Annotated in this window: 20 protein-coding genes; 17 read left to right on the top strand and 3 right to left on the bottom strand. The window is 64.4% G+C overall.

The features are described 5' to 3' along the window. Positions 1-22: 22 nt before the first annotated feature. Positions 23-1708: a GMC oxidoreductase gene (locus tag AC2S9W_RS14370; protein WP_486571073.1), complete on the bottom strand. Its 1686-nt coding sequence runs from the start codon at positions 1706-1708 to the stop codon at positions 23-25. A gap of 30 nt (positions 1709-1738) precedes the next feature. Then, complete coding sequence (locus AC2S9W_RS14365) at positions 1739-2281, bottom strand: gluconate 2-dehydrogenase subunit 3 family protein (RefSeq protein WP_486571072.1); 543 nt, start codon at positions 2279-2281, stop codon at positions 1739-1741. 139 nt (positions 2282-2420) lie between these two features. Between AC2S9W_RS14365 and AC2S9W_RS14360 the strand changes: the two genes are divergently transcribed. From AC2S9W_RS14360 to AC2S9W_RS14285, 16 genes are all read left to right on the top strand, one after another. After that, positions 2421-3680, top strand: coding sequence for an MFS transporter (locus AC2S9W_RS14360; protein WP_486571071.1), 1260 nt, complete (start codon positions 2421-2423; stop codon positions 3678-3680). Continuing rightward, positions 3677-4630 (top strand): sugar phosphate isomerase/epimerase family protein, encoded by a 954-nt coding sequence (locus AC2S9W_RS14355; protein WP_486571070.1) that lies wholly within the window; start codon positions 3677-3679, stop codon positions 4628-4630. The genes AC2S9W_RS14360 and AC2S9W_RS14355 overlap by 4 nt, the downstream gene beginning before the upstream one ends. Before the next feature lie 30 nt (positions 4631-4660). Then, positions 4661-5758, top strand: coding sequence for a Gfo/Idh/MocA family protein (locus AC2S9W_RS14350; protein WP_486572089.1), 1098 nt, complete (start codon positions 4661-4663; stop codon positions 5756-5758). A gap of 11 nt (positions 5759-5769) precedes the next feature. After that, positions 5770-6831 (top strand): sugar phosphate isomerase/epimerase family protein, encoded by a 1062-nt coding sequence (locus tag AC2S9W_RS14345; RefSeq protein WP_486571069.1) that lies wholly within the window; start codon positions 5770-5772, stop codon positions 6829-6831. A gap of 112 nt (positions 6832-6943) precedes the next feature. Continuing rightward, the gene (locus tag AC2S9W_RS14340) at positions 6944-7684 is read left to right on the top strand and encodes an SDR family oxidoreductase (RefSeq protein WP_486571068.1); all 741 of its coding nucleotides are present in this window, start codon (positions 6944-6946) and stop codon (positions 7682-7684) included. Then, positions 7681-8439 (top strand): SDR family NAD(P)-dependent oxidoreductase, encoded by a 759-nt coding sequence (locus AC2S9W_RS14335; protein ID WP_486571067.1) that lies wholly within the window; start codon positions 7681-7683, stop codon positions 8437-8439. Before AC2S9W_RS14340 ends, AC2S9W_RS14335 begins: the two co-directional genes overlap by 4 nt. Before the next feature lie 67 nt (positions 8440-8506). Beyond that, on the top strand, positions 8507-9496 hold the full coding sequence (locus AC2S9W_RS14330; RefSeq protein ID WP_486571066.1) for a Gfo/Idh/MocA family protein: 990 nt from the start codon (positions 8507-8509) through the stop codon (positions 9494-9496). Between the two features lie 90 nt (positions 9497-9586). Further along, the gene (locus tag AC2S9W_RS14325; RefSeq protein ID WP_486571065.1) at positions 9587-10441 is read left to right on the top strand and encodes a fumarylacetoacetate hydrolase family protein; all 855 of its coding nucleotides are present in this window, start codon (positions 9587-9589) and stop codon (positions 10439-10441) included. Next, a complete protein-coding gene (gene dld, locus AC2S9W_RS14320; RefSeq protein ID WP_486571064.1) occupies positions 10431-12134 on the top strand; it encodes a D-lactate dehydrogenase in 1704 nt (567 codons plus the stop codon). The genes AC2S9W_RS14325 and dld overlap by 11 nt, the downstream gene beginning before the upstream one ends. Beyond that, complete coding sequence (locus AC2S9W_RS14315) at positions 12131-12985, top strand: SMP-30/gluconolactonase/LRE family protein (protein ID WP_486571063.1); 855 nt, start codon at positions 12131-12133, stop codon at positions 12983-12985. Before dld ends, AC2S9W_RS14315 begins: the two co-directional genes overlap by 4 nt. Before the next feature lie 155 nt (positions 12986-13140). Further along, positions 13141-14931: an IlvD/Edd family dehydratase gene (locus AC2S9W_RS14310; protein ID WP_486571062.1), complete on the top strand. Its 1791-nt coding sequence runs from the start codon at positions 13141-13143 to the stop codon at positions 14929-14931. Then, positions 14931-15851: a Gfo/Idh/MocA family protein gene (locus tag AC2S9W_RS14305; protein WP_486571061.1), complete on the top strand. Its 921-nt coding sequence runs from the start codon at positions 14931-14933 to the stop codon at positions 15849-15851. Before AC2S9W_RS14310 ends, AC2S9W_RS14305 begins: the two co-directional genes overlap by 1 nt. 73 nt (positions 15852-15924) lie before the next feature. Further along, positions 15925-16674: an SDR family NAD(P)-dependent oxidoreductase gene (locus AC2S9W_RS14300; RefSeq protein ID WP_486571060.1), complete on the top strand. Its 750-nt coding sequence runs from the start codon at positions 15925-15927 to the stop codon at positions 16672-16674. Positions 16675-16742: 68 nt separating this feature from the next. Beyond that, positions 16743-18161 (top strand): MFS transporter, encoded by a 1419-nt coding sequence (locus AC2S9W_RS14295; RefSeq protein WP_486571059.1) that lies wholly within the window; start codon positions 16743-16745, stop codon positions 18159-18161. Next, the gene (locus tag AC2S9W_RS14290; RefSeq protein WP_486571058.1) at positions 18158-19294 is read left to right on the top strand and encodes a ThuA domain-containing protein; all 1137 of its coding nucleotides are present in this window, start codon (positions 18158-18160) and stop codon (positions 19292-19294) included. Before AC2S9W_RS14295 ends, AC2S9W_RS14290 begins: the two co-directional genes overlap by 4 nt. Beyond that, positions 19291-21375: a beta-galactosidase gene (locus tag AC2S9W_RS14285; protein WP_486571057.1), complete on the top strand. Its 2085-nt coding sequence runs from the start codon at positions 19291-19293 to the stop codon at positions 21373-21375. Before AC2S9W_RS14290 ends, AC2S9W_RS14285 begins: the two co-directional genes overlap by 4 nt. Before the next feature lie 50 nt (positions 21376-21425). Here AC2S9W_RS14285 and AC2S9W_RS14280 read toward each other — a convergent pair whose 3' ends face one another. Beyond that, positions 21426-21812, bottom strand: a complete 387-nt coding sequence (locus AC2S9W_RS14280) for a c-type cytochrome (protein WP_486571056.1) — start codon at positions 21810-21812, stop codon at positions 21426-21428. A 288-nt stretch (positions 21813-22100) separates the two neighbouring features. Here AC2S9W_RS14280 and AC2S9W_RS14275 point away from each other — a divergent pair, with 288 nt between their 5' ends. Further along, the gene (locus AC2S9W_RS14275) at positions 22101-24314 is read left to right on the top strand and encodes a beta-glucosidase family protein (RefSeq protein ID WP_486571055.1); all 2214 of its coding nucleotides are present in this window, start codon (positions 22101-22103) and stop codon (positions 24312-24314) included. Positions 24315-24362 lie beyond the last annotated feature (48 nt).

The raw sequence follows: 24362 nt of genomic DNA, 5'->3' as shown, positions 1-24362 counted from the left end.
GGACCGGGCACCGCCCGGCCCCTCAGATCGATCCGGCCTTCAGCAGTTCGCTCGCATGGTGCGCGGCGCGCGCGCTCAGCGCCATATAGGTGATCGAGGGGTTCTGGCAGCCGCCCGAGGTCATCGCCGACCCGTCCGTCACGAACAGATTGGGCACGTCATGGAGCTGGTTATATTTGTTGAGCACCGACGTGCGCGGATCCTTGCCCATGCGCGCAGTCCCCATTTCGTGAATGCCCTTGCCCGGGTTCGACAGCGCGCCGGTCCCGCCCATGATGACGGTGCCGCCCGCCGCCTCGATCATCGCTTTGCCGTCGGCTGCGATCTGCTTGCCCATTCGAAGCTCGTTTTCGCCGTGGACGCATTCGATATGCACCTGCGGGATGCCCCATTGGTCGGTCTTGGACGGATGGAGCGTGATGCGGTTATCCGGGTTCGGCAGCATTTCGCCGAAGCCGCTGAGAAAGACGAACCAGCCACCGGGCTTGCGCGCCTTTTCCTTTTGCGGGGCGCCGATCCCGGCTCCCGCGCCCCATGCTGTCTTCCAGCCGCTGCGCATCACCCCGCCCTGAAATCCGAATCCGCGGACGTACTCGGCGGGCTCGCTGACATTGCGAAAGCGCGGAATGTAGAAGCCGGTGGGGCGGCGGCCACGATAGAAGCGATCCTCGAAGCCCGGATAAAGGCCAGCCGTCCCCGTCATGATATGATCCATGAGATTGCGGCCGAGCATGTCCGAACTGTTCCCGAGGCCCGCGGGATGCGCGTCGGTTCGTGAATTCAGGAGAATCTGGGTCGTGCCGATTGTCGAGGCACAAAGGAAAATCACCTTTGCCTCATAGACGCTTGCTTTTTTGCTGTGCGCGTCGATGACGCGCACGCCCTTCGCCTTGCCGGTTGCGGGGTCGTGGACGATGCTGTGCACGACTGCGTCGGTGACGATCGTGAGGTTTCCGGTGCGTTCGGCGGCGGGAAGCGAGGAGCTGAGGCTCGAGTGATAGGCGCCGAAGGAACAGCCGCGATCGCAAAGCGAGCGGACCTGGCATTGCATGCGTCCGAGTTCCAGATGCTCGGGCCGGGCTTCGGACAAATGCGCGCAGCGCCCCGGGATCACCCGGCGCCCGGGAAAGTTTTTCGCGACCTTGTCGGCAAAATCATTCTCGGCGTCGTTGAGCGCGAAGGGCGGGAGGAACTCGCCGTCGGGAAGCTGGGCGAGACCCTCGCGCGAGCCCGAGACACCGATGAATTTCTCGACATGGCTATACCAGGGCGCGATATCCGCGTAGCGGATCGGCCAGTCGACCCCGTGCCCGTCCTTCGCATTGGCCTCGAAATCCATCTCGCTCATGCGGTAGGTCTGGCGGCCCCACATGATCGAGCGCCCGCCCAAATGATTGCCGCGGTACCAGTCGAACGGCTTGTCCTCGGGCATGCTATAGGGTTGCTCGCGATCTTTCACCCAATATTGCTTGGTGACCTCGGTCAGCGCGTAGCAGCCGCGCTGGATCGGGTAGTCGCGCTCCAGTTCCTCCTCGGGGATCATGTTCGCATTCTCGATCTCCCAGGGGAGAACCGAGTCGGTGTAGGACGCGCCATGCTCGAGCATCTTGCCGCGCTCGAGCACCAGCGTCTTCAGTCCGCGCTCGCAAAGCTCCTTGGCCGCGATGCCGCCGCTCATGCCTGACCCGATTACGATGGCGTCGAACATGCTTAGTCTCCGGATAATTGCGTCAGGGGTTCAGAAGAGGCCGGTGCCGCCATAGTTGCGGGTGTCGGCGGTGACGGCGATCGAGGGCTCCCAGGCGCCGGGCGAATGTTCGTAGCGCAGCTCGACGGTCGAGCCGGTTTCGGAGAGATAATAGAGGGTGACGGTCAGCTCCTTGAGCTTCGCGTAATCTGCCCCCCCAGTCCGCGCGCGATCATAGGCGTCGAGCAGCGCGAAGCGGCTTTCGGGGTCGAGCGCTGCAAAGCCGGTTCCCCGCTCGGAAAAGGCCATGGCCTCGATCGCAGCGAGCGCAGCGATGAGCTTTTCGCGATGCGCGGGCGACGCCCAGTTCGCAATCAGCTTGTCGAAGGAGGCCGGCACGCCGGCGCCGATCGCGCCCGGCGTATCGGTTTCGGGAACGATCGTCTCGGCGACCGCTGCGAAAAGGGCAAGGGTCGACGCGGGAAGCGATTGCGGCCCTGCGAACAGCGCGTTCGCGCTGCCCTGCGGGATCGCGGCGACGCCCGCGAGCAGCATGATGTTGCGCAGCATGCTGCGCCGACTCAATTGATCCATCCTCTCCTCCGCTCTTTCCTCGACACCTATCGCCGCGTCAGCAAAGTTACAAGCATGTTGTCCCGGAAGTTGTGACCGGCTAGGCGGAGTGCAGACGGTTCGAAATGGATTCGAAACAGGAACCGCGAGGGGAGTGGCAATGACGATCTGGTTCCGCCTGTTCGTGATGATGATCCTGCAGGTCGCCATTTGGGGCGCCTGGCAGCCGAAGATTTTTCCCTATATGTCGATGCTGGGTTTCTCGCCCGCCGAGCAGGGACTCGTCGGAACGAGCTGGGGTATTGCCGCGATCGTCGGTATCTTCTTCTCTAACCAGTTTGCCGACCGGAGTTTCGCGGCCGAGCGCTTTCTCGCCGCGAGTCACGCGATCGGCGGTCTCTGCCTTCTTGGAACCGCCTACAGCACGAGCTTCCTGCCTTTCTTCCTGTTCTACCTCGGCTACAGCCTCGTCTATGTCCCGACCCTCTCGGTCGCGAACAGTCTCGCCTTCGCCAATCTCAAAAACCCAGCGCGCCAGTTCGGCTCGGTCCGCATGGGCGGCACGATCGGCTGGGTGATGGCGAGCTGGCCGTTCATCCTGCTCCTTGGCGCCGGAGCCGACGTTGTCGAGATGCGCTCGATCTTCCTTGTCGGCGCGTTTCTCTCCTTCGCCATGGCCGCCTATTCGCTGACCCTGCCGCACACGCCGCCGCGTAGCGGCGAGGGCATCGACCGGCTCGCATGGCGGCGCGCGGCGCGCATGCTGCGCACGCCCTTCATCGGCATTCTTTTTGCCGTGACCTTCATCGACGCGGTGGTGCACAACGGCTATTTCGTGATGGCCGATGCGTTTCTCACCCAGCGTGTCGGCATCGCAGGCAATCTTTCGATGGTCGTTCTCAGTCTCGGCCAGGTCGCCGAGATTCTGACGATGCTGGTGCTCGGCTCGGTGCTGGCAAAACTTGGATGGCGGCCGGTTCTCATCATCGGCATTCTCGGGCATGCCGCGCGCTTTCTCGTTTTCGCCTTCATGCCCGACAGCGTGGCGACGATCGTCGCGGTGCAGCTCCTGCACGGCATCTGCTACGCCTTCTTCTTTGCGACCGTCTATATCTTCGTCGACGAAGCCTTCCCGGCGGACGTACGATCGAGCGCGCAGGGGCTGTTCAACCTCCTCATTCTGGGTGTCGGCATGGTCGTCGCGAGCTTCCTTTTCCCCTGGCTCACCGCAGCTTTTACGCAGGAAACGGCGCAGGGGCTGGTAACCGACTACCGTACGCTGTTCCTCATTCCTTCGGGACTCGCGATGTTCGGTGCGCTGCTCCTCTATTTTGCCTTTCGGCCGCCGGCGCCGCGCCCGCTCGATCCCGAAGCCGACACGATGTCCGAACCCCTCGTTCCAGCCGGAGATATTCGATGACCTTCACGCTCGATCGCCGTTCGCTCCTCCTTGGCGGAGGGGCCGCCGCAGCCGCATTGGCGCTTCCCGCCTGCGCTGTTCGACCCCGATCCTCGCGCTTCTTCGAGCGGTATGGCCTGCCGGTCGGTATCCAGCTTTATGCGCTCGGCGAGGATCCGCAGAAGGATCTCGAAGGGACGCTGGCGAAAGTGGCTGCGATCGGTTTTCGCGATGTCGAGCTTCCCGGGCTGCTCGGGCGCGATGCCGCGACGGTCCGCGCCGCGGCCGACAAGGCGGGCCTTGCGATCAGTTCGCTGCACCTTGGTGTCTCGGGCGCCTTCTCGGTGATGAGCGATGCCGGCGAGATCGCCCGGGCGGCCGAGACGCTTGGTCTCAGGCAGATCGTAGTACCGATGTTTCCCTTGCCGAGCGGGCTCAAGCTCGAGGCCGGTGAAGATATCGCTGCCGCGCTGACGCGCGCCGTGCGCTCGGGGGGCGAGGCGATGTGGACCGATCTTGCCGCGAAGCTCAACGCACGGGCGACCGCCCTCGAGCCCTATGGATTATCGCTCGGCTATCATAATCACAGCCTCGAATTCATGTCGCTCGGTACACGCACCGGATGGGATATCCTCGCGGCCGAAACCGATCCCGCGCTCGTTCATTTCGAACTCGATGTCGGCTGGCTGGCCTCGGCCGGGATCGACCCGGTAGCGTTCTTCGGCCGCCACAGGGGGCGGGTGCGCCAGCTTCACGTCAAGGATGTGAAGCGGGGATTTGTGCCGAACACGATGATGCGCACCGATCCGACCGAAGTCGGATCGGGAAGCGTCGACTGGGCACGCGTCCTTCCCGCCGCCTATGCGGCAGGCGCGCGCCACTTCTATTATGAGCAGGAGCCGCCCTTCGCCATGCCGCGCATCGAGGCGGCGGCGAAATCCTTCGCCTTCCTCGCCGCGCTCGAGGCCTGACCGGTGGCCGCCACGGACCGGCGCCTGCGCATGGCGATGATCGGGGGAGGCCCGGGTTCCTTCATCGGTCCCGTTCACCGAATCGCCGCCGAGCTCGACCGCGAGATCGAACTGGTCGCTGGCGCTTTCAGCAGCGATGCCGCGCGCTCGCGCGAGGGCGGGCAAAGCTACGGGATCGATCCGGATCGCGCCTATGCCGATGTCGAGGCGCTCGTCGCAGGCGAAGGCGCTCGAGCGGACGGCGCTGATTTCGTGGCGATCGTATCGCCCAATTTCCATCACCTCCCGGCCGCGCGTGTCGCGCTTGCCGCGGGCCTGCCGGTGCTTTGCGACAAGCCGGTCACCGCGACGCTCGCCGAAGCGCGCGAGCTCGCAGAACTGGTTCGCGAGTCCGGCGCGCCTTTCGGTATCACTTACACCTATTCGGGATATCCGCTGGTACGCGAGGCGCGTGAGCGCGTCGCGGCAGGCGCGATCGGTGCGGTCCGCAAGGTCGTCGTCGAATATCCGCAAGGCTGGCTGGCAGGCGGCGCCGAAGGCAAGCAGGCCGAATGGCGGGTCGATCCGGCGCGCGCGGGCGAGGGCGGCTGCATCGGCGATATCGGAACCCATGCTTTCCACCTTGCCGAATTTATTACCGGTCAGCGCGTCACCCGCCTGCTTGCCGATCTCGGGGCGGTCGTCCCCGGCCGCCAGCTTGACGACGATGTGGCGGTGCTGCTTCGCTTCGACAATGGCGCGCGCGGGGTATTGCTCGCCTCGCAGATCGAGACCGGCGAGCTCAACGGGCTGCGCATCCGGGTCTACGGCGAGCACGGTGGGCTCGTGTGGCGGCAGGAGGAACCCAATAAACTTCTGCAATATCGTTCGGATGGAAGCGCGGAGTTGATCCGTGCGGGCACAAGCCTCGGTGCCGCGGCGCTGCGGTCGAGCCGCACGCCGGGCGGACATCCCGAAGGCTATCTCGAGGCGTTCGCCAATATCTACCGCGATTTTGCCGGACAGCTTCGCGGAGGCGGGGCAGGCCTCGTTCCCGGGATCGCCGAGGGCGTGCGCGGCATGGCTTTTGTCGCCGCTTCGGTGCGAGCGAGCCGCGAGCAATGCGGCTGGATCGATTTCATCGTCTGAAGGAGCTGCTTATGCGCACGATCAAGGGACCGGGCATCTTCCTCGCCCAATTCGCAGGCGATACGCCGCCCTTCGACAGCCTGGAGGCCATTGCCGACTGGGCCGCGTCGCTCGGCTATGCGGGCGTACAGATCCCCAGCTGGGACGCGCGGCTGTTCGATCTCGGGCTCGCCGCCGAGAGCGAAGCCTATTGCGACGGGGTGAAAGGCATGCTGGCCGACAAAGGCCTCGCGATTACCGAGCTCTCGACGCATCTCCAAGGGCAGCTGGTTGCCGTACACCCGGCCTATGACGAGCAGTTCGACGCCTTTGCCGCGCCCGAAGTTCGCGGCAATCCGGCTGCGCGGCAGCGCTGGGCGGTGGGCCAGCTCGAGCTGGCCGCAAAAGCGAGCCGGCGCCTTGGTCTCACGGCCCACGCGACCTTTTCGGGCGCCTTTGCCTGGCCCTATTTCTATCCCTGGCCGCAGCGCCCTGCGGGACTTGTCGAGGATGCCTTTGCCGAACTGGGGCGGCGCTGGAAGCCGATCCTCGACAAGTTCGACGAGGCGGGGGTCGATGTGGCCTATGAAATCCATCCCGGCGAGGATCTGCACGACGGCGTGACCTTCGAGATGTTTCTCGATGCCGTCGGGGGACACGCTCGCGCGAACATACTATACGATCCCAGTCACTTCGTCTTGCAGCAGCTCGACTATCTCGGCTTCATCGACATCTATCACGAGCGCATCCGCTGCTTTCATGTGAAGGATGCCGAATTCAACCCGTCGCCCCGCGCCGGGGTCTATGGCGGTTACCAGTCATGGGTCGATCGTCCGGGACGCTTCCGCTCGCTCGGCGACGGCGAGGTCGACTTCGGCGGCATCTTCTCGCGCATGGCGCAATATGATTTTCCCGGATGGGCCGTTCTCGAATGGGAATGCGCCCTGAAGCATCCCGAGGACGGAGCGGCCGAAGGCGCGCCATTCATCCGCGATCACATCATTCGCGTCACCGAACATGCGTTCGACGATTTTGCTGCCGGCGGCGCCGATCGCGCCGCAAATGCGCGGCTGATGGGAATTGATATCGGCTGACGGCAAATTCAGGCTGTTCAATCGCGGCTCGGTCATTTACAAGCTATGTTGACTGTTAATTGGTCTGGCCCGATGCGGGTGAGCCTGAGAAAACCGGATGAGAGGAGCTGAGATGGACACCCCGAAACCGCGGCTGCATGGAAAACGATGCTTCGTAAGTGCAGCCGGCCAAGGCATCGGTCGCAGCATCGCCGAGGCCTTTGCGCGGGAAGGGGCCGCGGTCGTCGCGGCAGACATCCGGTTCGACGATACGCCCTTTCCGGAGGGCGTCGAGACGCTCCTGCTGGACGTAACAGACGATGCCGCGGTGGAAACCGCGGCGACGGGTGCCGGCGAGGTGAACGTCCTCGTGAATTGCGTCGGCATGGTGGCTTCGGGGACGATCCTCGACCGGCCGCTCAGCGAACTCGACCAGAGCTATAATCTCAATGTCCGCAGCATGGCCTCGGTCATCCGCGCCTTTCTGCCCGGCATGATCGAGCGCGGGGGCGGTTCGATCATCAACATAGCCTCGGTGGTCTCCTCGGTCATGGCTGCGCCCAATCGCTTCGCATATGGCGCGACCAAGGCAGCGGTCATCGGGCTCACCATGTCGGTCGCGCTCGATTTCGTGAAGCAGGGTATTCGCTGCAACGCGATCTCGCCGGGAACGGTCGAGACGCCCTCGCTGCACGGCCGCTGGCGGGAAAGCGGTGACGTCGAGACGGCGCGCGCCGCCTTCGTTGCCCGCCAGCCGATGGGGCGGATCGGCCAGCCCGGCGAGGTCGCCGCGGCCGCGCTTCTCCTCGCATCCGACGAGGCGCCCTTCATGACGGGTTCCAACATCGTCATCGACGGAGGCATGAGCCTGTGAGCCGGAAACTCGCCATCGTAACCGGCGGCAGCACCGGGATCGGCCGCCACCTCGTCTCTGCCATTGCCGCGGCGGGCTATGACGTCGCTTTCAGCTACAGCAGCGACGCGGTCGGGGCGGAGGAGAGTGCCGCTGCTGCTGCCGCGGGCGGGACGCGCATTCTGCCGGTTCGCTGCGATGTCGCCGCGCGGGCCGAGGTCGACGCTTTCCACGCCCGCGCCGCCGAATGGGCGGGCGCCGCACCAGCGCTTCTCGTCAACAATGCGGGCGTGCAGAGCTGGTCGCCGCTCCTCGATCTCGCCGAAGAAGCCTGGGACCGTGTAATCGCCACCAACCTCAAGGGCTGCTTCCTCAATACGCAGGCAGCCGGACGGCTGATGCGCGAGGCGGGCGGCGGCGCGATCGTGAACCTGGGTTCGGGCTGCAACAAGCACGCCTTTCCCAATCTCGTCGATTATACCGCGTCCAAGGGCGGCATCGAGCAGCTTACCAAATCGTCCGCGGTCGAGCTCGGGCAATTCGGTATCAGGGTGAACTGCGTCGCTCCGGGCGCCATCATCACCGCGCGCACGCTCGAGGAAGCCCCCGATTATGAAGCGAGCTGGGCCCCGATTACGCCGCTCGGCCGGGCCGGGCGGCCTGACGACGTGGCGGATGTCGTGCTGTTCTTTGCGAGCGATGCCTCGCGCTTCGTGACCGGCCAGACGCTCTGGGTAGACGGCGGTGTCTTCTCGCGCGCGCCCTGGCCTTATTGACGGCGGCCGCGATTAACGGGACTTCGCTTCGCGGCGCGCTGAGCAATCCGTTGGAGGAGAACCTTCGGTGAGCGATCTTCGGATCGGATTGATCGGTGCCTCGCGGGTCGCGAGCTATGCGGTTATCGCTGCGGCGCGCGAAACGGAGGGCGTCGAGGTCAGTGCGGTCGCGGCGCGCGACACGGCCCGCGCGGCGGCCTATGCGAAGGAACATGGTATCGGGCGGGCGCTCGATAGCTATGATGCGCTCATTGGCGATCCCGACATCGACCTCGTCTATATCGGCACGCCGCCGCGCTATCATGCGGCGCAGGCGATCGCCGCCATCGAGGCCGGGAAGCCAGTGCTGGTCGAGAAGCCCTTTGCCCTGTCGTCCGCCGAAGCCCGGGAAGTGGCGGCGATCGCCGCCGCGCGCGGGGTCCCTGTCTTCGAGGCAATGCACTCGCCGCATCACCGCCTGTTCGCAGAGATAATGCAAATTGTCGGGAGCGGCGTGCTGGGACGGATCATGCGCATCGACGCTGTCTTCGATGCGCCGATCGATCCTGAAGATCCGATCCGCTGGCAGGCAGCGCTTGGCGGCGGCGCGCTCATGGATCTGGGCATTTATCCGCTTGCGTGGGTGCGCCGTATTGCAGGCGAGAATTTCGAGCTTGGCTCGGTCGAGGCGGAGATGCGGGGTGGCGTCGATGCGAGTTTTGCCGCTGAGCTGAAATATCCCGATGGGGCAACCGCGCGGGTTTCGTCGTCGATGACGGTGGAGGCGCCAGCCGTCTCGCTCCGGATCGAGGGTGCCGAGGGGGTGCTGTCGGTCGTCAATCCGCTGGTGCCGCAGCGCGGCAACCTGCTGACGCTTGAGGTCGGAGGTGGATCCGAGAGCCGCACCGTGGAGGGGCCCAGCAGTTATGCTGCGCAGCTGGCGGCGGTGCGGGCCACGCTTGTCGACGGGGCAGCCTTTCCGCACGCGGACGATGATTTCATTCGCTCGATGGAGGCCATCGAAAAGACCCGGGATGCGATTTTTACGCGCGCTGCGGGAATGTCGTCTGCAGGGTGATGTTTCGGGGGCGATTGGGGTGCGGCAACATTTGCAAGCAGCTATGATTGTATCTATGGGGCCTGCGACAAGATTAAGGAGAAGCTGAAAGTGAAACTCGTTCGATATGGCGAAGCCGGCGCCGAACGCCCCGGCCTGATCGACCAGGAAGGCAATCTTCGCGACCTTGGCGATGTTGTCGGCGATATCGATGCCGAAGCCCTCTCGCGCGCCGGTCTCGAACGGCTGCGTGCGCTCGACCCGACGGTGCTGCCGCTCGTCGAGCAGCCGGTTCGCTTCGGACCGCCGGTTGCGGGGACGCGCCAGTTCATCGCCATCGGTCTCAACTATTCGGACCATGCGGCAGAATCGAACATGCCGGTCCCAGGCGAGCCGGTGATCTTCACCAAGGCCGTCTCGTGTATCCAGGGCTGCAACGACGATGTGCGCAAGCCGCGTCTGTCGACCAAGATGGACTGGGAGGTCGAACTCGGCATCGTGATCGGCGAGCGCGCCTCCTATGTCGGCAAGGACAAGGCGCTCGACCATGTCGCGGGCTATCTTGTCGTCGACGATCTCTCGGAACGCGAGTTCCAGCTCGAACGCGGGCAAACCTGGGACCGGGGCAAGGGCTGCGAGACCTTCGGCCCCGTCGGCCCCTGGCTCGTGACCGCCGACGAGGTCGGCGATCCGCAGCAGCTCGACATGTGGCTCGATGTCAACGGCACGCGTATGCAGAGCGGCAACACGCGAACGATGATCTTCGATTGCGCCGAGCTGGTGAGCTATGTCAGCGAATTCATGACCTTGCTCCCCGGCGACATCATCACGACCGGGACGCCGCCCGGCGTCGGCATGGGCAAGTCGCCGCAGATATGGCTGAAGGAAGGCGATGTGATCGAGCTCGGCATCGAAAAGCTGGGGCAGCAGAAGCACAAGGTCATCGCCTGGAACGATGGCCGCTGAGCCGGACCGCGCGAGCTTCCTCGCGCGGCTCCGCAATATTGCGGGATCGCCCCATGTCCTGACGGCGAGCGCCGCCGAACCCTTTGCGACCGGCTATCGCTTCGGCAGCGGGCCCGTCGAGGCGGTCATTCGCCCGGCGAGCCTCGTCGAAATGTGGCGGCTCGCCGAGGCGTGCGTCGAAGAGGGACGGATTCTGATCTGCCAGGCCGCGAATACCGGCCTGACCGGAGGGTCGACGCCCGACGGACAATATGATCGCCCGGTCGTGGTAATGAACACGAGCCGGATCAAGGGTGTCTTTCCGCTTCGCGGCGGCGAGCAGGTCGTGTGCCTTGCCGGAACGACGCTTTATGATCTGGAGGAAAGGCTTGCCCCGCTCGGGCGCGAGCCGCATTCGGTGATCGGCTCGTCGTGCATCGGCGCCTCGGTCGTCGGCGGCATCTGCAACAATTCCGGGGGCGCGCTGGTGCGGCGGGGGCCAGCCTATACCGAATATGCCCTCTACGCCCAGGTCGGCGCCGATGGCCGCCTCACGCTGTGCAACCATCTCGGGCTTGCGCTGGGCGACGATCCCGAGACCATTCTCGCCAACCTCGAAGCCGGCCGCTTCGCGGACACCGATATTGTCGAGGACAATCGCGCCGCCTCGGCGGCGAGCGATTACGAACCGATCGTGCGGGCGGTCGATGCGCCGACGCCGGCGCGCTTCAATGCCGACCCCTCGCGGCTTTATGAGGCGTCGGGCAGCGCCGGCAAGCTCGTGGTCTTCGCGGTGCGGGTCGACAGTTTTGAGCGCGAGAAAGATGCCGCGGTCTTTTATGTCGGAACAAATGATCCGCACGAACTCACGCGCATTCGCCGCCGGCTGCTGCTCGATGCGCCGTCGCTCCCGATCTCGGGCGAATATATCCACCGCGACGCCTTCGATCTCGCCGACCGTTACGGCAAGGATATGGTTCTCGCTATCGCGGCGCTCGGCACGGCGCGCCTCCCGCGCCTGTTTCGCGCCAAGGCGTGGATCGATCGCTGGGCGCGCCGGTTGCCTATACTCCCGGCCGCGCTGTCGGACCGGATGTTGAACGCAGCGGCCCGCCTCTTCGGAGACCAGCTTCCCCCGGCGATGCGCCAATACCGCGACCGCTTCGAACATCATCTCATCGTCAAGGTGCCGAGGGACAGTCTCGGCTATGTCCGCCGAATGTTCGCCGGGATTTTTCCGAGCGATGCCGGTGACATGTTCGAATGTTCCGAAAAGGAAGCCGCGCGCGCGATGCTCCACCGCTTTGCGGTCGCCGGGGCGGCCGTTCGCTACCGTGCGGTCCACCCGGATGAAGTCGAGGACATTGTTGCGCTCGATATCGCCCTGCCGCGCAATTGCCTCGAGTGGGTCGAGACGCTGCCGCCCGAGATCGAGCGCGATATCGTCGCGAAACTCGATTACGGCCATTTCTTCTGCCACGTCTTTCACCAGGATTATCTGGTCCGGAAGGGCGTCGACCCGGTTGCGCTCGAACATCGGCTGCTGGCGCTGCTCGATGCGCGCGGTGCACAATATCCCGCTGAACATAATGTCGGGCATCTCTATCCCGCCGCTCCGGCGCTCGAAGCACATTACCGCGCGCTCGATCCCTGCAACGCCTTGAATCCCGGCATTGGCAAGACCAGCCGGACCCGCGACTGGAGCTTGCCATGAATATTATAGACGCCGCACCGTTTTTCGACCTCCAGGCCGTGCTCGGTGAGGGACCGGTATGGGACAATCGCCGCGCCTGTCTCTGGTGCGTCGACATCGTCGCGCCCGCCCTTCACCGGATCGACCCGGCGACGCTCGGTCATACGAGCTGGCCGGCGCCGGCACGGATCGGATGGGTTTTGCCGATGCCTGACGGGCGCCTCGTCGCGGGCCTTGCCGACGGGCTTTATGAGTTCAATCCGGACAATGGCAATTTCTCGCATATTGTCGCGGTCGAGCCCGATCTACCTGGTAACCGGCTGAACGATGCGGCCCTCGGACCCGATGGCGTCATCTGGTTCGGCACGATGGACAATAGCGAGACCGACGCGAGCGGGCGCTTCTACCGTTATGACGGGGACGTGCGGCCTTGCACCATAGCCGCGATGTGCATCACGAACGGACCGGCAGTCTCACCCGACGGGAAGCGGCTCTTCACGGTGGATACGCTGGCGCGGGAAATATGGGTCCATGCGATCGGCGAGGGCGGGGCGCTTTCGGAGGCGCGCCTTTTCGCCGCGGTTGCGCCCGGCGACGGCTGGCCCGATGGCGTTACATGCGATGCCGAAGGCGGCGTGTGGCTGGGGCTATGGAACGGATGGCGCGCGCGCCGCTACGATCGCGATGGCCAAATCACCGACGAGGTGCGGTTGCCGGTCGCGAACGTCACCAAGATTGCGCTCGGCGGCGAGGATGGGCGGACGGCCTATGCGACGACGGCGCGCAAGGGGCTCGATGGGGCGGAGCTGCGTGCCCAGCCGCTGGCCGGCAATATCTTCAGCTTCCCTGTGAAGGTTGGAGCGAGGATCTGAGCGCTTCTTGCGGTTTCGGTCCGGCAATCCGAACTGGACCCGCGAACGGGTCAATGTAACAAACAGGCATTACTGCTTGCAAATGTCGGTATTGGTTTTACGGATAGTCTCAGGAGGCCGGACTCGCATAGCGGGCGGTCGAGGGAGAGACGTTCGTGACTAAATCCGGTGGCCTGCGATCGCGCGCCTGGTTCGATAATCCGGCCAATCCGGACATGACCGCGCTCTATCTAGGTTGGTATCTGAGTTACGGGCTCACGCGCGAGGAACTGCAGTCGGGCAAACCGATCATCGGTATCGCGCAGACCGGCAGCGATCTGGCGCCCTGCAATCGTCATCACATCGAGCTCGCCAAGCGTGTCCGCGAAGGCATTCGCGAGGCGGGCGGCATCGCGATCGAATTTCCCGTGCACCCGATCCAGGAAACCGGTAAGCGCCCGACCGCCGGGCTCGACCGAAATCTTGCCTATCTCTCCCTTGTCGAGAGCCTTTACGGCTATCCGCTCGACGGTGTCGTCCTCACGATCGGCTGCGACAAGACGACACCCGCGCTCCTCATGGCGGCGGCGACAGTCGACATTCCTGCGATCGCGCTGTCGGTGGGGCCGATGCTCAACGGCTGGCATCGCGGCCGCCGCACCGGGTCGGGCACCATCGTCTGGGAGGCGCGCCAGCGTATGGCAGCGGGCGAAATCGACTATGCCGAGTTTCTCGATCTCGTAGCAAGCTCGGCGCCGTCGCCGGGCTATTGCAACACGATGGGAACGGCGACGACGATGAACTCGCTCGCCGAGGCGCTTGGGATGCAGCTCCCGGGATCGGCGGCGATTCCCGCGCCCTACCGCGAGCGTGCGCAAATGGCCTATCGGACCGGGCTGCGCATCGTCGACATGGTGCACGAGGATCTTCGCCCCTCGCGCATATTGACCCGCGACGCCTTCCACAACGCCATTGTCGTCAATTCGGCGCTTGGCGGATCGAGCAATGCGCCCATTCATCTCGCCGCGATCGCGCGCCATGCGGGCGTCGATTTGCCGCTCGAAGACTGGCAGCGCGTCGGTCACGACGTCCCCCTGCTTGTCAATCTCCAGCCCGCCGGCGAATATCTCGGCGAGGATTTCCATCACGCCGGCGGGGTGCCCGCGGTGGTTGCGCAGCTGATCGGCGCAGGTCTTGTCAACGAAAAGGCCATCACAGTAAATGGCAAGACAATCGGCGAGAATTGCCGCGACGCCGAAACCGTCCTGCCCGACGTGATCCGCCCGTTCGGTACGCCGCTCAAGGCGCGCGCAGGCTTCCTCGTCCTCACCGGCAATCTGTTCGATTCGGCGATCATGAAGACGAGCGTTATCTCGGAGGAATTCCGTGATCGGTATCTCTCGAACCCCGCCGACCCCGACGCATTCGAGGGGAGGGCGGTCGTCTTCGACGGACCCGAAGACTATCACGCGCGGATCGACGATCCCGCATTGGCGATTACCGCCGCAGACATCCTCGTGATGCGTGGCGCAGGACCGATCGGTTTTCCGGGGGCTGCCGAGGTCGTCAACATGCAGCCGCCCGCAAAGCTCATTCGTGAGGGTGTCCGGTCGATGCCCTGTATCGGCGACGGCCGGCAGTCGGGCACGTCGGGATCGCCGTCGATCCTGAATGCTTCGCCCGAAGCGGCGGCTGGCGGGAATCTCGCCATATTGGAGACGGGGGACCGGCTGCGGGTCGATCTTGTCGGCGGCAGGGTCGATCTGCTCGTGTCCGACGAAGAGATCGCGCACCGCCGCGCGGCGCTCGAGGCGAACCGAGGTTATCGTTACCCGCCTTCACAAACGCCATGGCAGGCCTTGCAGCGCAGCAGCGTCGGCCATTTGAGTGAAGGCGCCATTCTCGAGGGCGCCGAGGCGTTCCAGCGGATCAGCACGCGCTTCGGCGTACCGCGGGACAATCACTAATGCCCATCCGTATTGCCCTTGTCGGTCTCGGTAAGATCAGCGTCGATCAGCATATTCCGTCGATTGTCGCTGATCGCGACTTCGAACTCGTCGCGGGCGTCTCCCCGCGCAGCCGCGCCGCTGGGGTGCCGGCGTATCCCGACCTGGAGGCCGCGCTTGCCGCCGAACAGTTCGACGCCGTCGCGGTCAATACGCCCCCCCAGCTTCGCTTCGAGATCGCGCGCGCGGCGCTTTTGGCCGGAAAACATGTCCTGCTCGAAAAGCCGCCCGCGGCAAGCCTATCGGCGCTTGCCGAGCTCGAGCGCATTGCCCGGCGCAAGATGGTGACCCTCTACACCGGCTGGCACTCGCAGCACGCGCCCGCGGTCCTTCCGGCGCAGGGCTGGCTCGCCGGCAAGACGGTGCGCGAGGTGCGCATGCGCTGGTGCGAGAATGTGCGCGAGTGGCACCCTGGTCAGACTTGGATATGGGAGCCGGGCGGGCTCGGCGTGTTCGATCCGGGGATCAATGCGCTGTCGATCCTGACGCGCATCCTTCCCGAGCGGATCGTTCTCACCGAAGCGCGGCTCGACGTCCCTGCGAACTGCGCAACGCCCGTCGCGGCGGAACTTGTCGGGCGGGTCGGCCTTAGCGGACAGTTTCACGCTGTCCTCGACTTTCTGCAGGAGGGCGAGCAAACTTGGTCGATCGACGTCGTGACCGACGTGGGCACGGTCTCGCTCGCGCTCGGCGGCGCCGAACTCATCCTTGCAGGCTCGCGCCAGAATATTGGACCGAGCCGCGAATATCCCTCGATCTACCGGCGGTTCGCAGCCCTCGTGCGGAGCGGCGAATGCGAGGTCGACGCGGCGCCGCTGGCGCTTGCGGCCGATGCCTTTTTCATCGGGCGGTGGCGAACGGTCGCGGACTTTATCGAATAGCGAACGCAATCGGCGGCCGCCCGCCGCGAAATTATCGATCCGCGCGCGGATCGCATGGAACAGGATGGATGAGATGACGATATTCGCTGAGCGCTTTGCAGGACGGACCGCGGTCGTCACGGGCGGCGCGTCGGGTCTTGGTCTCGATGTCGCACGGCGCATCGCGGGCGAAGGCGGACGGGTGGTTCTCTGGGATTTCGACCGCGACGCGCTCGATCGCGCCGCCGAAGAACTGGACGTCGTGGCAGCGATCCTCGTCGATATTTCTTCCTGGCCGGCGGTCGAGGCGGCGGCTGCCGAAACGCTGGCAGCAGCAGGTTCGGTCGATATCCTCGTCAATTCGGCCGGGATTACCGGGCCGACGACCCCGGTTACCGAATTCCCGCTCGAGGGCTGGCACAAGGTCGTCGACATCAATCTTTCGGGGACCTTCTATTGCTGCCGCGCGCTCGCCGGCGCGATGGCGCAGCGCGGCTATGGCCGTATCATCAATGTCGCCTCGGTCGCGGGCAAGGAAGGCAATCCCAATGCGTCGGCATATTCGGCGTCGAAGGCCGGCGTGCTCGCTTTCACAAAGTCCCTCGGCAAGGAACTCGCCACCGCAGGCGTCCTCGCCAATGCGGTGACCCCGGCGGTTTTCGACAGCCCGCTGCTCGCGCAGATGCCACAGAGCCAAATCGACTTCATGCGCTCGAAGATTCCGATGGGCCGGCTCGGCAAGACCGAGGAAACGACCGCAATGGTTTGTTTCCTCGCGTCGGAGGAATGTAGTTTTTCAACCGGGGCGGTCTTCGACACGTCGGGCGGGCGCACCACTTATTGAGAAATGTCGTGTCGCACCGCCGATGAAGTGGGCGCCGGCGAATTTGCGGGAGATATGAAGTGAGCCAATTGTCCGAGGCGATCCCGTCGCCGATCGCCGGGGGTGCGGTAGCGCGCGATGGGCGTCACGCCGTAGCAGAGCGCCTCGGCCTTGGCCGGATCATCGCTTATGGTGCGGGCGATTTTGCCTTCAACCTCAGCTTCACCTTCGCTTCGCTCTTCCTTCTCTACTTTTATACCGACGTTCTCGAGATCAACGCCGGGACGGCGGGGCTCATCATCATGGTCGCGCTGATCTGGGAAGGGATCACCGATCCTGTCATCGGCCTCATCGCGAACCGGACAAAAAGCCGCTGGGGGCGTTACCGGCCCTATCTCCTGTTCGGATCCATCCCGCTCGGGCTTTCGGTCGCCGCCATGTTCCTGCCGCTGGGGCTCAGCGGCGGCGCGCTGGTCGCTTATTGTTTCGCGACCCACCTTGTCTACCGCACCGTCTTCACCTTCGTGAATATCCCCTATATCGCGCTGTCGGCGCAGATGACGCAGGATAGCGACGCGCGCGGTCAACTCGCCGCGGCGCGCATGCTCTTTGCGATCAGCTGCGGCTTACTCCTCGCTTCGCTGACGTTGCCGCTCGCCAAGGCCTTCGGCGGGGGGCAGTCCGGGTTCTTTCTGGTAAGCGTACTATATTCGGTTATCGCAACGATCATCCTGCTCATCACCTTTGCAACAACGCGCGAGGCGGTGACCGACGTAGAGGAAAAACATCCCGGTTTCGGCGACATGATCGCGATTGTCCGGCACAATCGAGCCTTTCTCGCGCTTCTTGTCGCGACGGTCGCGGGGCTTACCGGCTATACGATGTCGGGCAAGGCACTCATCTATTATCTCAAATATTGGGTCGGCTCCGAAGCAGCAGTTACCTCGGGCCTCGTTGTAACGCTTGGCGCTGCCGCGCTGGCAATGCTGCCGTGGATGATCATCGCCCGGTGGACGAGTAAACGCTTTGTCTGGGTGACGGGCGCCATGTTCAATCTCGCTGCCTATCTCTTCATCCTCCTTGTCGCGCCGCGCGGCGGCGCGGCGCTCTGGACGCCGCTGATTCTCGTCGGGATCGGCAACTCGGCCTTCATCCTGACCTTTTGGTCGATGCTTCCCGACACAGTTGAGTTTGGCGAGTGGAAAACCGGCATCCGCGGTGAGGGGGCCATCTTCGGACTGATCGCCTTCTCGCAGAAAGTGGCGCTCGGCGTGGGAACCGGCCTTATCGGCATCATCATGGGCTGGATCGGCTATGTCCCGAACCGACCCCAATCGGCCGAAACGCTCCAGGGTATCGTCCTCCTTTACGGGCTTGGTCCCTTTCTGCTGTTTGCCGCGAGCGTGGCCACCATCGCCTTCTATCCTATCGCCGGCGACACGCACCGTCGGATCGTACGTATCCTGGCCTATCGGCGCGAACGGGGGGAGAGGGCGCGCCGGACATGAGCTTCTTCGGGAAATTCTTGTCACCTTTCCTCGCGCTGGCCGCGACACTCGTCCCCGCGGGAGCCCTCGCCAACGAGCCGGTGACCGATTGTCCGCTCGCCGGCGCGCGCTATTCGGCGGATGCACCGCTCTTCGATCTGCTGATCGATCCGGCGGCGCGCAGGGCGGTCGAACAGGCCGGCCTCCTTGCAAAGCTGCCGCCGGCGCTCGCGAAAGACGAGGCGCCGAGCTTCGCGACGATCATATCGCTCCGCATGGTCGCCAAGGCCTTCGCATTCGATGCGGGGGAGCTGGAAAAGCTCGATCGATTGCTTGCCGGCCTGCCGATTTCGCGCGACCAACGCCTGAAGCGCTGTGCGAGGTACAGCGGGGACAATGAGGAACCGCGCCCCGTCCCGGCAGGGGGCACAGCGGTGCTGGTCTTCGAGCGCAGCAACGGCTTTCGCGATGCGCCCTCGGTCGAGGCGGCCGAGGCCTCGTTTCGCGACATCGCGGCGCGCCGCGGCTGGACGTTCATCTTTACGAGTGATCCCGGCGATATCACCGCCGCCAACCTCGACCAGTTCAAGGCCGTGATCTGGAACAATGTCAGCGGCGACGTCCTGACGCTCGGGCAGCGCGCCGCGCTCCGTTCCTTCGTCGAGGGAGGCGGGGGCTTCGCCGCCGTGCACGGGTCGGGGGGCGATCCGCTCTATATCTGGGACTGGTACGCCGACACGCTGATCGGTGCCCGCTTCATCGGCCATGTCGACGAACATCAGACGGCCCGGATCCGGATCGAGGATAGTGCCTCGCCGATCACGGCCGGGCTGTCCCCCGACTGGACAATGCTCGAGGAGTGGTACAGCTTCGCCAAGAGTCCGCGCGGACCTGGTACGACGGTCCTGCTCACGCTCGACGAAGCGAGCTACGCGCCGGTGAGCGCGCTGCGCGATCTCCGAATGGGCGATCATCCTATTGCCTGGACCCGCTGTGTCGGGCGCGGCCGGTCCTTCTACACAGCCATCGGTCATCGCCCCGAAACCTACCGTGATCCCGACAATCTCCGTTTCATGGAACAGGCGCTTTCCTGGACCGTCGGACTTGTTCCGTCGGGCTGCGCCCCTCAATCGACGACAGGTGAGAAACAATGACCGATGCCGCAAGCCCCTGGCGCCCGCTGCCTATCGACCGCTTCCTGATCGGTGTATGCCATTTCCCCGAGCAGGAGGAGAGAGCGCATCTTGCCGAGGACGCTCGGCTCATGGTCGAGGCGGGCATCGAGACCGTCCGCATGGGCGAGTTCGCCTGGAGCGTGATCGAACCCGAGGAAGGGCGGTTCGACTTTTCGCTTTTCGACGAGGCGATCGAGGTGCTTGGCGCCCACGGGATCGATACGATCTTCTGTACGCCAACGGCGACACCGCCGCGCTGGCTCACGCAGCGGCATCCCGAAATATTGCGCGTCGATGCCGAAGGTCGCCAGCTGCGGCATGGATCGCGGCAGCATGCCGATGTGACAAGCCCGCTGTTCCGCGAATATGGCCGGAAGATAACGCGGGCACTGGCCGACCACTATCGGGACAATAAGCATGTCGTTGGCTGGCAGACCGACAATGAACTCAATACCCATTTTTCCGAAACGCATTCGGAGGCCGCACAGCAGGGCTTCCGGACCTGGCTCGAAGGGCGTTACGGCGATATCGATGCGCTCAACAGGGCCTGGGGAACCATCTTCTGGAACCGGCAATATGCGAGCTTTGCCGAGGTCGAAACCCCGATCAACAATCGCCCCGCCTCGGCCGATCCCTCGCATCTTCTCGACTATCGGCGCTTTCTTGCCGATGCGACCCAGATCTTCCAGCGCGATCAGGTCGATCTGCTGCGCGCGGCCAATCCGCAATGGTTTGTCTTTCATAATATCGGCCGTCTCAACGACACCGATTTGCGCAGCTTCGGGTCCGACCTCGATTTTCTGGGAACCGATCTCTATCCCGGGCTGCGCGACGAGTTCATGAAGGCTGGCCTCGGCTACGCCCAGGCCATGCAGCTCGACCATTTTCGCGGCTGGGCGGGCAATTTTATAGTCCCCGAGTTGCAATTGGGGGCAGGGGCACATCCGGGTTTCGCGATTCCGAACCTCGAGCCCGGTGAGATCAAGCGCTTTGCCTTCTCTGCGGTGGCGCGCGGCGCCGACGGCATATTGTGGTTCCGCTGGACGAGCGCGCGCTATGGCGCGGAGGCCTATTGGATGGGCGTGCTCGATCATGATCGCGTCCCGCGCCGGCGCTTCGCCGAACTCAAGGAGACGATCGCAAGTTTGAAGGCAGTGCGCGGTGACATAATGGGCAGCAGCGTCGACATGGACGTGGCGATCCTTGCGGCGGACTGGGAGAATGAACTCGCCCAATCGACCTTCTCGCTGGGCCTTCCGGGTCTGACCGAGCTTTCGGTGCCGCTGCATCATTATTGTTATCTGCGCAACGTGGCCTGCGGCTTCGCCGCGCCTGGCGATGATCTGAGCCGCGCGCGGATCGCCTTCGTCCCGCATCTCGCGATCTGGAACGAGCTGTGGACCGCGAAGTTAGAACGCTTTGCCGAGGCCGGGGGGATCGTCGTCGTCGGGGCGCGGACCGCCACCCGCGACGCCAACAATCATATCCTGACCTCGACGCCGCCCGGACCGCTTGCCGGCTTATGCGGCGTCAACGTCGGGGAGTTTGGCAGGCTGCCGGCGCCCGGCGCCGCCTCGGTGCTGTCGGGGCCGGTGTTTCAGGTCGAGAATATGCGCAGCGGACGCACCGCAGAATCGGCCCGGCGCGAACATTTCATCGATATAGGCGGAACCGAAATCAAGGCAGTCCACGGCTATGAAAGTCTCGAAATCGGGGACGAGACCGAGGTCATCGGCCGCTGGACCTCTCGATTTCTGGCTGGCGAGCCGGCGATTACCCGGCGCCAAGTGGGGAAGGGTGCGGTCATTTATGTGGGAACCTATCTCACCCACGAACTCGTCTCGAGCCTCTTCGAGCCGCTGTTTGCCGAAACGGGGATCGTACCCGCGCCGCTGCCGCAGGGCGTGGAGCAAAGCTCGCGCACCGGACCTTCGGGCTCCCTCCTTTTCTATCAGAACACGGGTAGTGAGCCCCGGGTAGTCGAGGCAGCAGAGGGTGTGATCGCGCTCGACCCTTATGGTTGTGCGATCGTTCGGAAAAGCGGGACGCGCATACTCTAGGCCGCCGCCGCCGCCGAGGGGCGGAGGCAAGTGTCGCTCTTTGCCTGCCTTTACTTGGCCGCGGCCAGATAGCCTATGAGCGCTTTCCGCTCCTCGGGCTTGGAGACCGAGATCGCCATGCGGCTCCCGGGGATCATCTTCATGGGGGCGGCAAGATAGGTGTCGAGCGCCGCCGGCTTCCAGACGATTTTCGAGGCCTTCATTGCCGGTGAATAAGCGAAACTGCCTGCACCCGCCTTCCGGCCCACAACTGCCGTCAGGTCGGGACCCAGCTTTCCGCCTTTGCCTTTGACGCTGTGGCACATGGCGCAGCGTTGCTTGAAAAGCGTCTCGCCGCGCACAGTGTCTGCCTGTGCCGCAGCCTGGGGCGCAATGGCAATGGGAAGCGCGGTCGCGAGCGCGAGAAGTGCAAACGTAGAGTGAAATAGCCGTGACATCGTCTCTCCAGTCGTCGGCCCTTTGCCTGTCCGGCTCCCGGGCGTGGAAATTGCGCGGCGCATCGGCTCGCGTCATTTTCTCCTGTCGCTTCTAGCAGCGTGGCTACATGCAAGCAAGGCTGACTGTTTCAAACAGCGTCTTGAGCCAGACTCGGCGCCGCGCTCCGGGCTCCGGGCCGGCCTCGTCGAATATCCGGCACCTATCTAAAAACAAACAGTCAAAGATGCTTGTTAAGGCGCTCGAATAGCCCTAGCGTGCATCGGTGAAAATCGACAAGTGGAGAGACAATGAGTTCCGAACAGCAATGCGTCGCCAGCAAGGGGGCGGGGAACGACCACGTCGGAGACGCGCGCAGCGAGCCCGAACGCGCCGAAGGGCTCGTTTCCCGGATGACGCTCGACGAGAAGCTGTCCCTTGTCATCAGCTATTTTCCGCTCATCTCACCGCGGGCGAAGGAGTTCGGGATGACGATGGCCTCGGGCCATACGCAGGGTATCGAACGGCTGGGAATCCCGCACCTGCGCATCAGCGATGCGAGCCTCGGCGTCGCTAACGTCCTTGATGCACGGCCCGGCGACACTGCAACCGCGCTGCCCTCTTCGCTTGCCACCGGAGCGAGCTTCGATCGCGATCTGGCCTTTGCCGGCGGTGCGATGATCGGCAGCGAGGCGAAGGCGAAGGGCTTCAACGTCATGCTCGTCGGAGGAATCAACCTCACGCGCGATCCATGGGCCGGCCGCAACTTCGAATATATCGGCGAGGATCCGTTGCTCACCGGCGTTCTCGGCGGTGCTTCTGTTGCGGGCGTTCAAAGCAACAATATTGCCGCAACACTGAAGCATCTCGCCCTGAACTCGCAGGAAACCGGGCGGATGATCGCCGATGCGCATATGGATTGGGTTGATTTGCGCGAGAGCGACCTGCTGGCCTTCGAGGTCGCCCTCGAGATCGGCAAACCCGCTTCGGTTATGACCTCCTACAACAAGGTGAATGGCGACTGGGGAGGCGAAAACGCCGTACTGATCAACGATATTCTCAAGGGGGACTGGAAGTTTCCGGGATGGGTCATGTCCGACTGGGGCGCTGTCCATTCGACCGAGAAAGCCGCACTTGCGGGTCTCGACCAGGAGTCGGGCCTCGAACTCGACGAGCGCCTGAACGGTGCCATTTTCTTCACGGACAAGCTCCGCGAGGCGATCGACGCGGGACGGGTACCCGTGGCGCGTCTCGACGATATGGCGCGGCGGATTGTCGGGGCGATGATCGCGGTTGGCGCTTTCGATAATCCGCCGCCTGCGTCGCCGCAGCCGGTCGATGTCGTTGCGAACGGAGATGTCGCCCAGCGGGTCGCCGAAGCGGGTGCGGTCCTGCTTCGCAATGAGAATGCGATGCTCCCCCTCGCTGCCGACCTCGCCTCGATCGCCGTCATCGGCGGCCGCGCGGATATAGGCGTGCCCTCGGGCGGCGGATCGTCGCAGGTTCGATCGGTTGGCGGGGTGACTTACGAAAGATCGCTCGATTCGGGCGATGCCTCATGGTTCTGCCGCGAAACCTACCACTGCTCCTCGCCGCTGAACGCGCTCCGCGACCGGGCGTCGGGGGCCGAGGTCCGTTTTGCCGATGGCAGCGACATTGCCGCCGCATGCGCCCTTGCGCGCGAAAGCGAAGTGGCGATCGTCTTCGCGACCCAGTGGCAGACCGAGGCGATCGATGCGCTGACCCTTGCCCTTCCTCACGACCAGGATGCGCTGATCGAGGCCGTCGCAGCTGCGAATCCCCGCACGATCGTCGTACTTGAAACCGGTGGTCCGGTTCTGATGCCCTGGCTCGCTTCGGTTCCAGCCGTCCTCGAGGCCTGGTATCCGGGGCAACGCGGGGGCGAGGCAATCGCGCGACTGCTATTTGGCGATGTCAATCCATCGGGCAGGCTGCCGATCAGCTTTCCTGCCACCGACGATCAGGCGCCGCGCACCCAGCCGGGCGGACTTGAGCAGCTTCGCGCCCGCGACGCCGCGCTGGCCGCAGGCGAGCGCAACGCGCGCATCGCACCGTTTACGGTCGATTATGTCGAGGGCGCCAATTCGGGTTATCGCTGGTACGAAATCATGGACAGGGAACCGCTCTTTCCCTTCGGGTTCGGGCTGAGTTACACGCGGTTCGACTATTCGAACCTCGAAATCGTCGACGATGGCGCGGCGCCGCGCATATTCGTCGATGTGACTAATTCGGGCGGTCGCAGCGGTGCGGACGTCCAGCAAGTCTATATCCGCGCGGCCGACCGCCTGGGACGCGAGAGCTGGCGCCTTGCCGGCTTCGCTCGAACAGAAATTGCCGCCGGTGCGACCGTCCGGGTTGCCGTCGAGCTCGATCCGCGAAGCTTCTCGCGCTGGGACGATGGAGCAAAGCGGTGGCGACGCGGTCCCAAGGCTATGCCGCTCGCGGTCGGGCGCTCGGCAAGCGACTTCGCATTGTCGGGAGAACTTCCCGGACGGGTCTGCTGACCGGAAGACGCCCGGATGCTATCGCAACCGGGCGTTCTATCCTTTCGC

It is taken from the genome of Sphingopyxis sp. 550B (genome assembly GCF_057401805.1).
The sequence above is the reverse complement of the archived record's forward strand: the minus strand, read 5'-3'. Positions and strand labels throughout refer to the sequence as shown.

Bases quoted from the DNA above. Each gene is read 5' to 3' on its own strand.
- dld (WP_486571064.1), top strand. From the start codon at position 10,431: ATGGCCGCTGAGCCGGACCGCGCGAGCTTCCTCGCGCGGCTCCGCAAT.
- AC2S9W_RS14345 (WP_486571069.1), top strand. From the start codon at position 5,770: ATGCGCACGATCAAGGGACCGGGCATCTTCCTCGCCCAATTCGCAGGC.
- AC2S9W_RS14280 (WP_486571056.1), bottom strand. From the start codon at position 21,812: ATGTCACGGCTATTTCACTCTACGTTTGCACTTCTCGCGCTCGCGACC.
- AC2S9W_RS14350 (WP_486572089.1), top strand. From the start codon at position 4,661: ATGGCGATGATCGGGGGAGGCCCGGGTTCCTTCATCGGTCCCGTTCAC.
- AC2S9W_RS14365 (WP_486571072.1), bottom strand. From the start codon at position 2,281: ATGGATCAATTGAGTCGGCGCAGCATGCTGCGCAACATCATGCTGCTC.
- AC2S9W_RS14305 (WP_486571061.1), top strand. From the start codon at position 14,931: ATGCCCATCCGTATTGCCCTTGTCGGTCTCGGTAAGATCAGCGTCGAT.
- AC2S9W_RS14275 (WP_486571055.1), top strand. From the start codon at position 22,101: ATGAGTTCCGAACAGCAATGCGTCGCCAGCAAGGGGGCGGGGAACGAC.
- AC2S9W_RS14285 (WP_486571057.1), top strand. From the start codon at position 19,291: ATGACCGATGCCGCAAGCCCCTGGCGCCCGCTGCCTATCGACCGCTTC.
- AC2S9W_RS14340 (WP_486571068.1), top strand. From the start codon at position 6,944: ATGGACACCCCGAAACCGCGGCTGCATGGAAAACGATGCTTCGTAAGT.
- AC2S9W_RS14360 (WP_486571071.1), top strand. From the start codon at position 2,421: ATGACGATCTGGTTCCGCCTGTTCGTGATGATGATCCTGCAGGTCGCC.
- AC2S9W_RS14315 (WP_486571063.1), top strand. From the start codon at position 12,131: ATGAATATTATAGACGCCGCACCGTTTTTCGACCTCCAGGCCGTGCTC.
- AC2S9W_RS14290 (WP_486571058.1), top strand. From the start codon at position 18,158: ATGAGCTTCTTCGGGAAATTCTTGTCACCTTTCCTCGCGCTGGCCGCG.
- AC2S9W_RS14370 (WP_486571073.1), bottom strand. From the start codon at position 1,708: ATGTTCGACGCCATCGTAATCGGGTCAGGCATGAGCGGCGGCATCGCG.
- AC2S9W_RS14300 (WP_486571060.1), top strand. From the start codon at position 15,925: ATGACGATATTCGCTGAGCGCTTTGCAGGACGGACCGCGGTCGTCACG.
- AC2S9W_RS14355 (WP_486571070.1), top strand. From the start codon at position 3,677: ATGACCTTCACGCTCGATCGCCGTTCGCTCCTCCTTGGCGGAGGGGCC.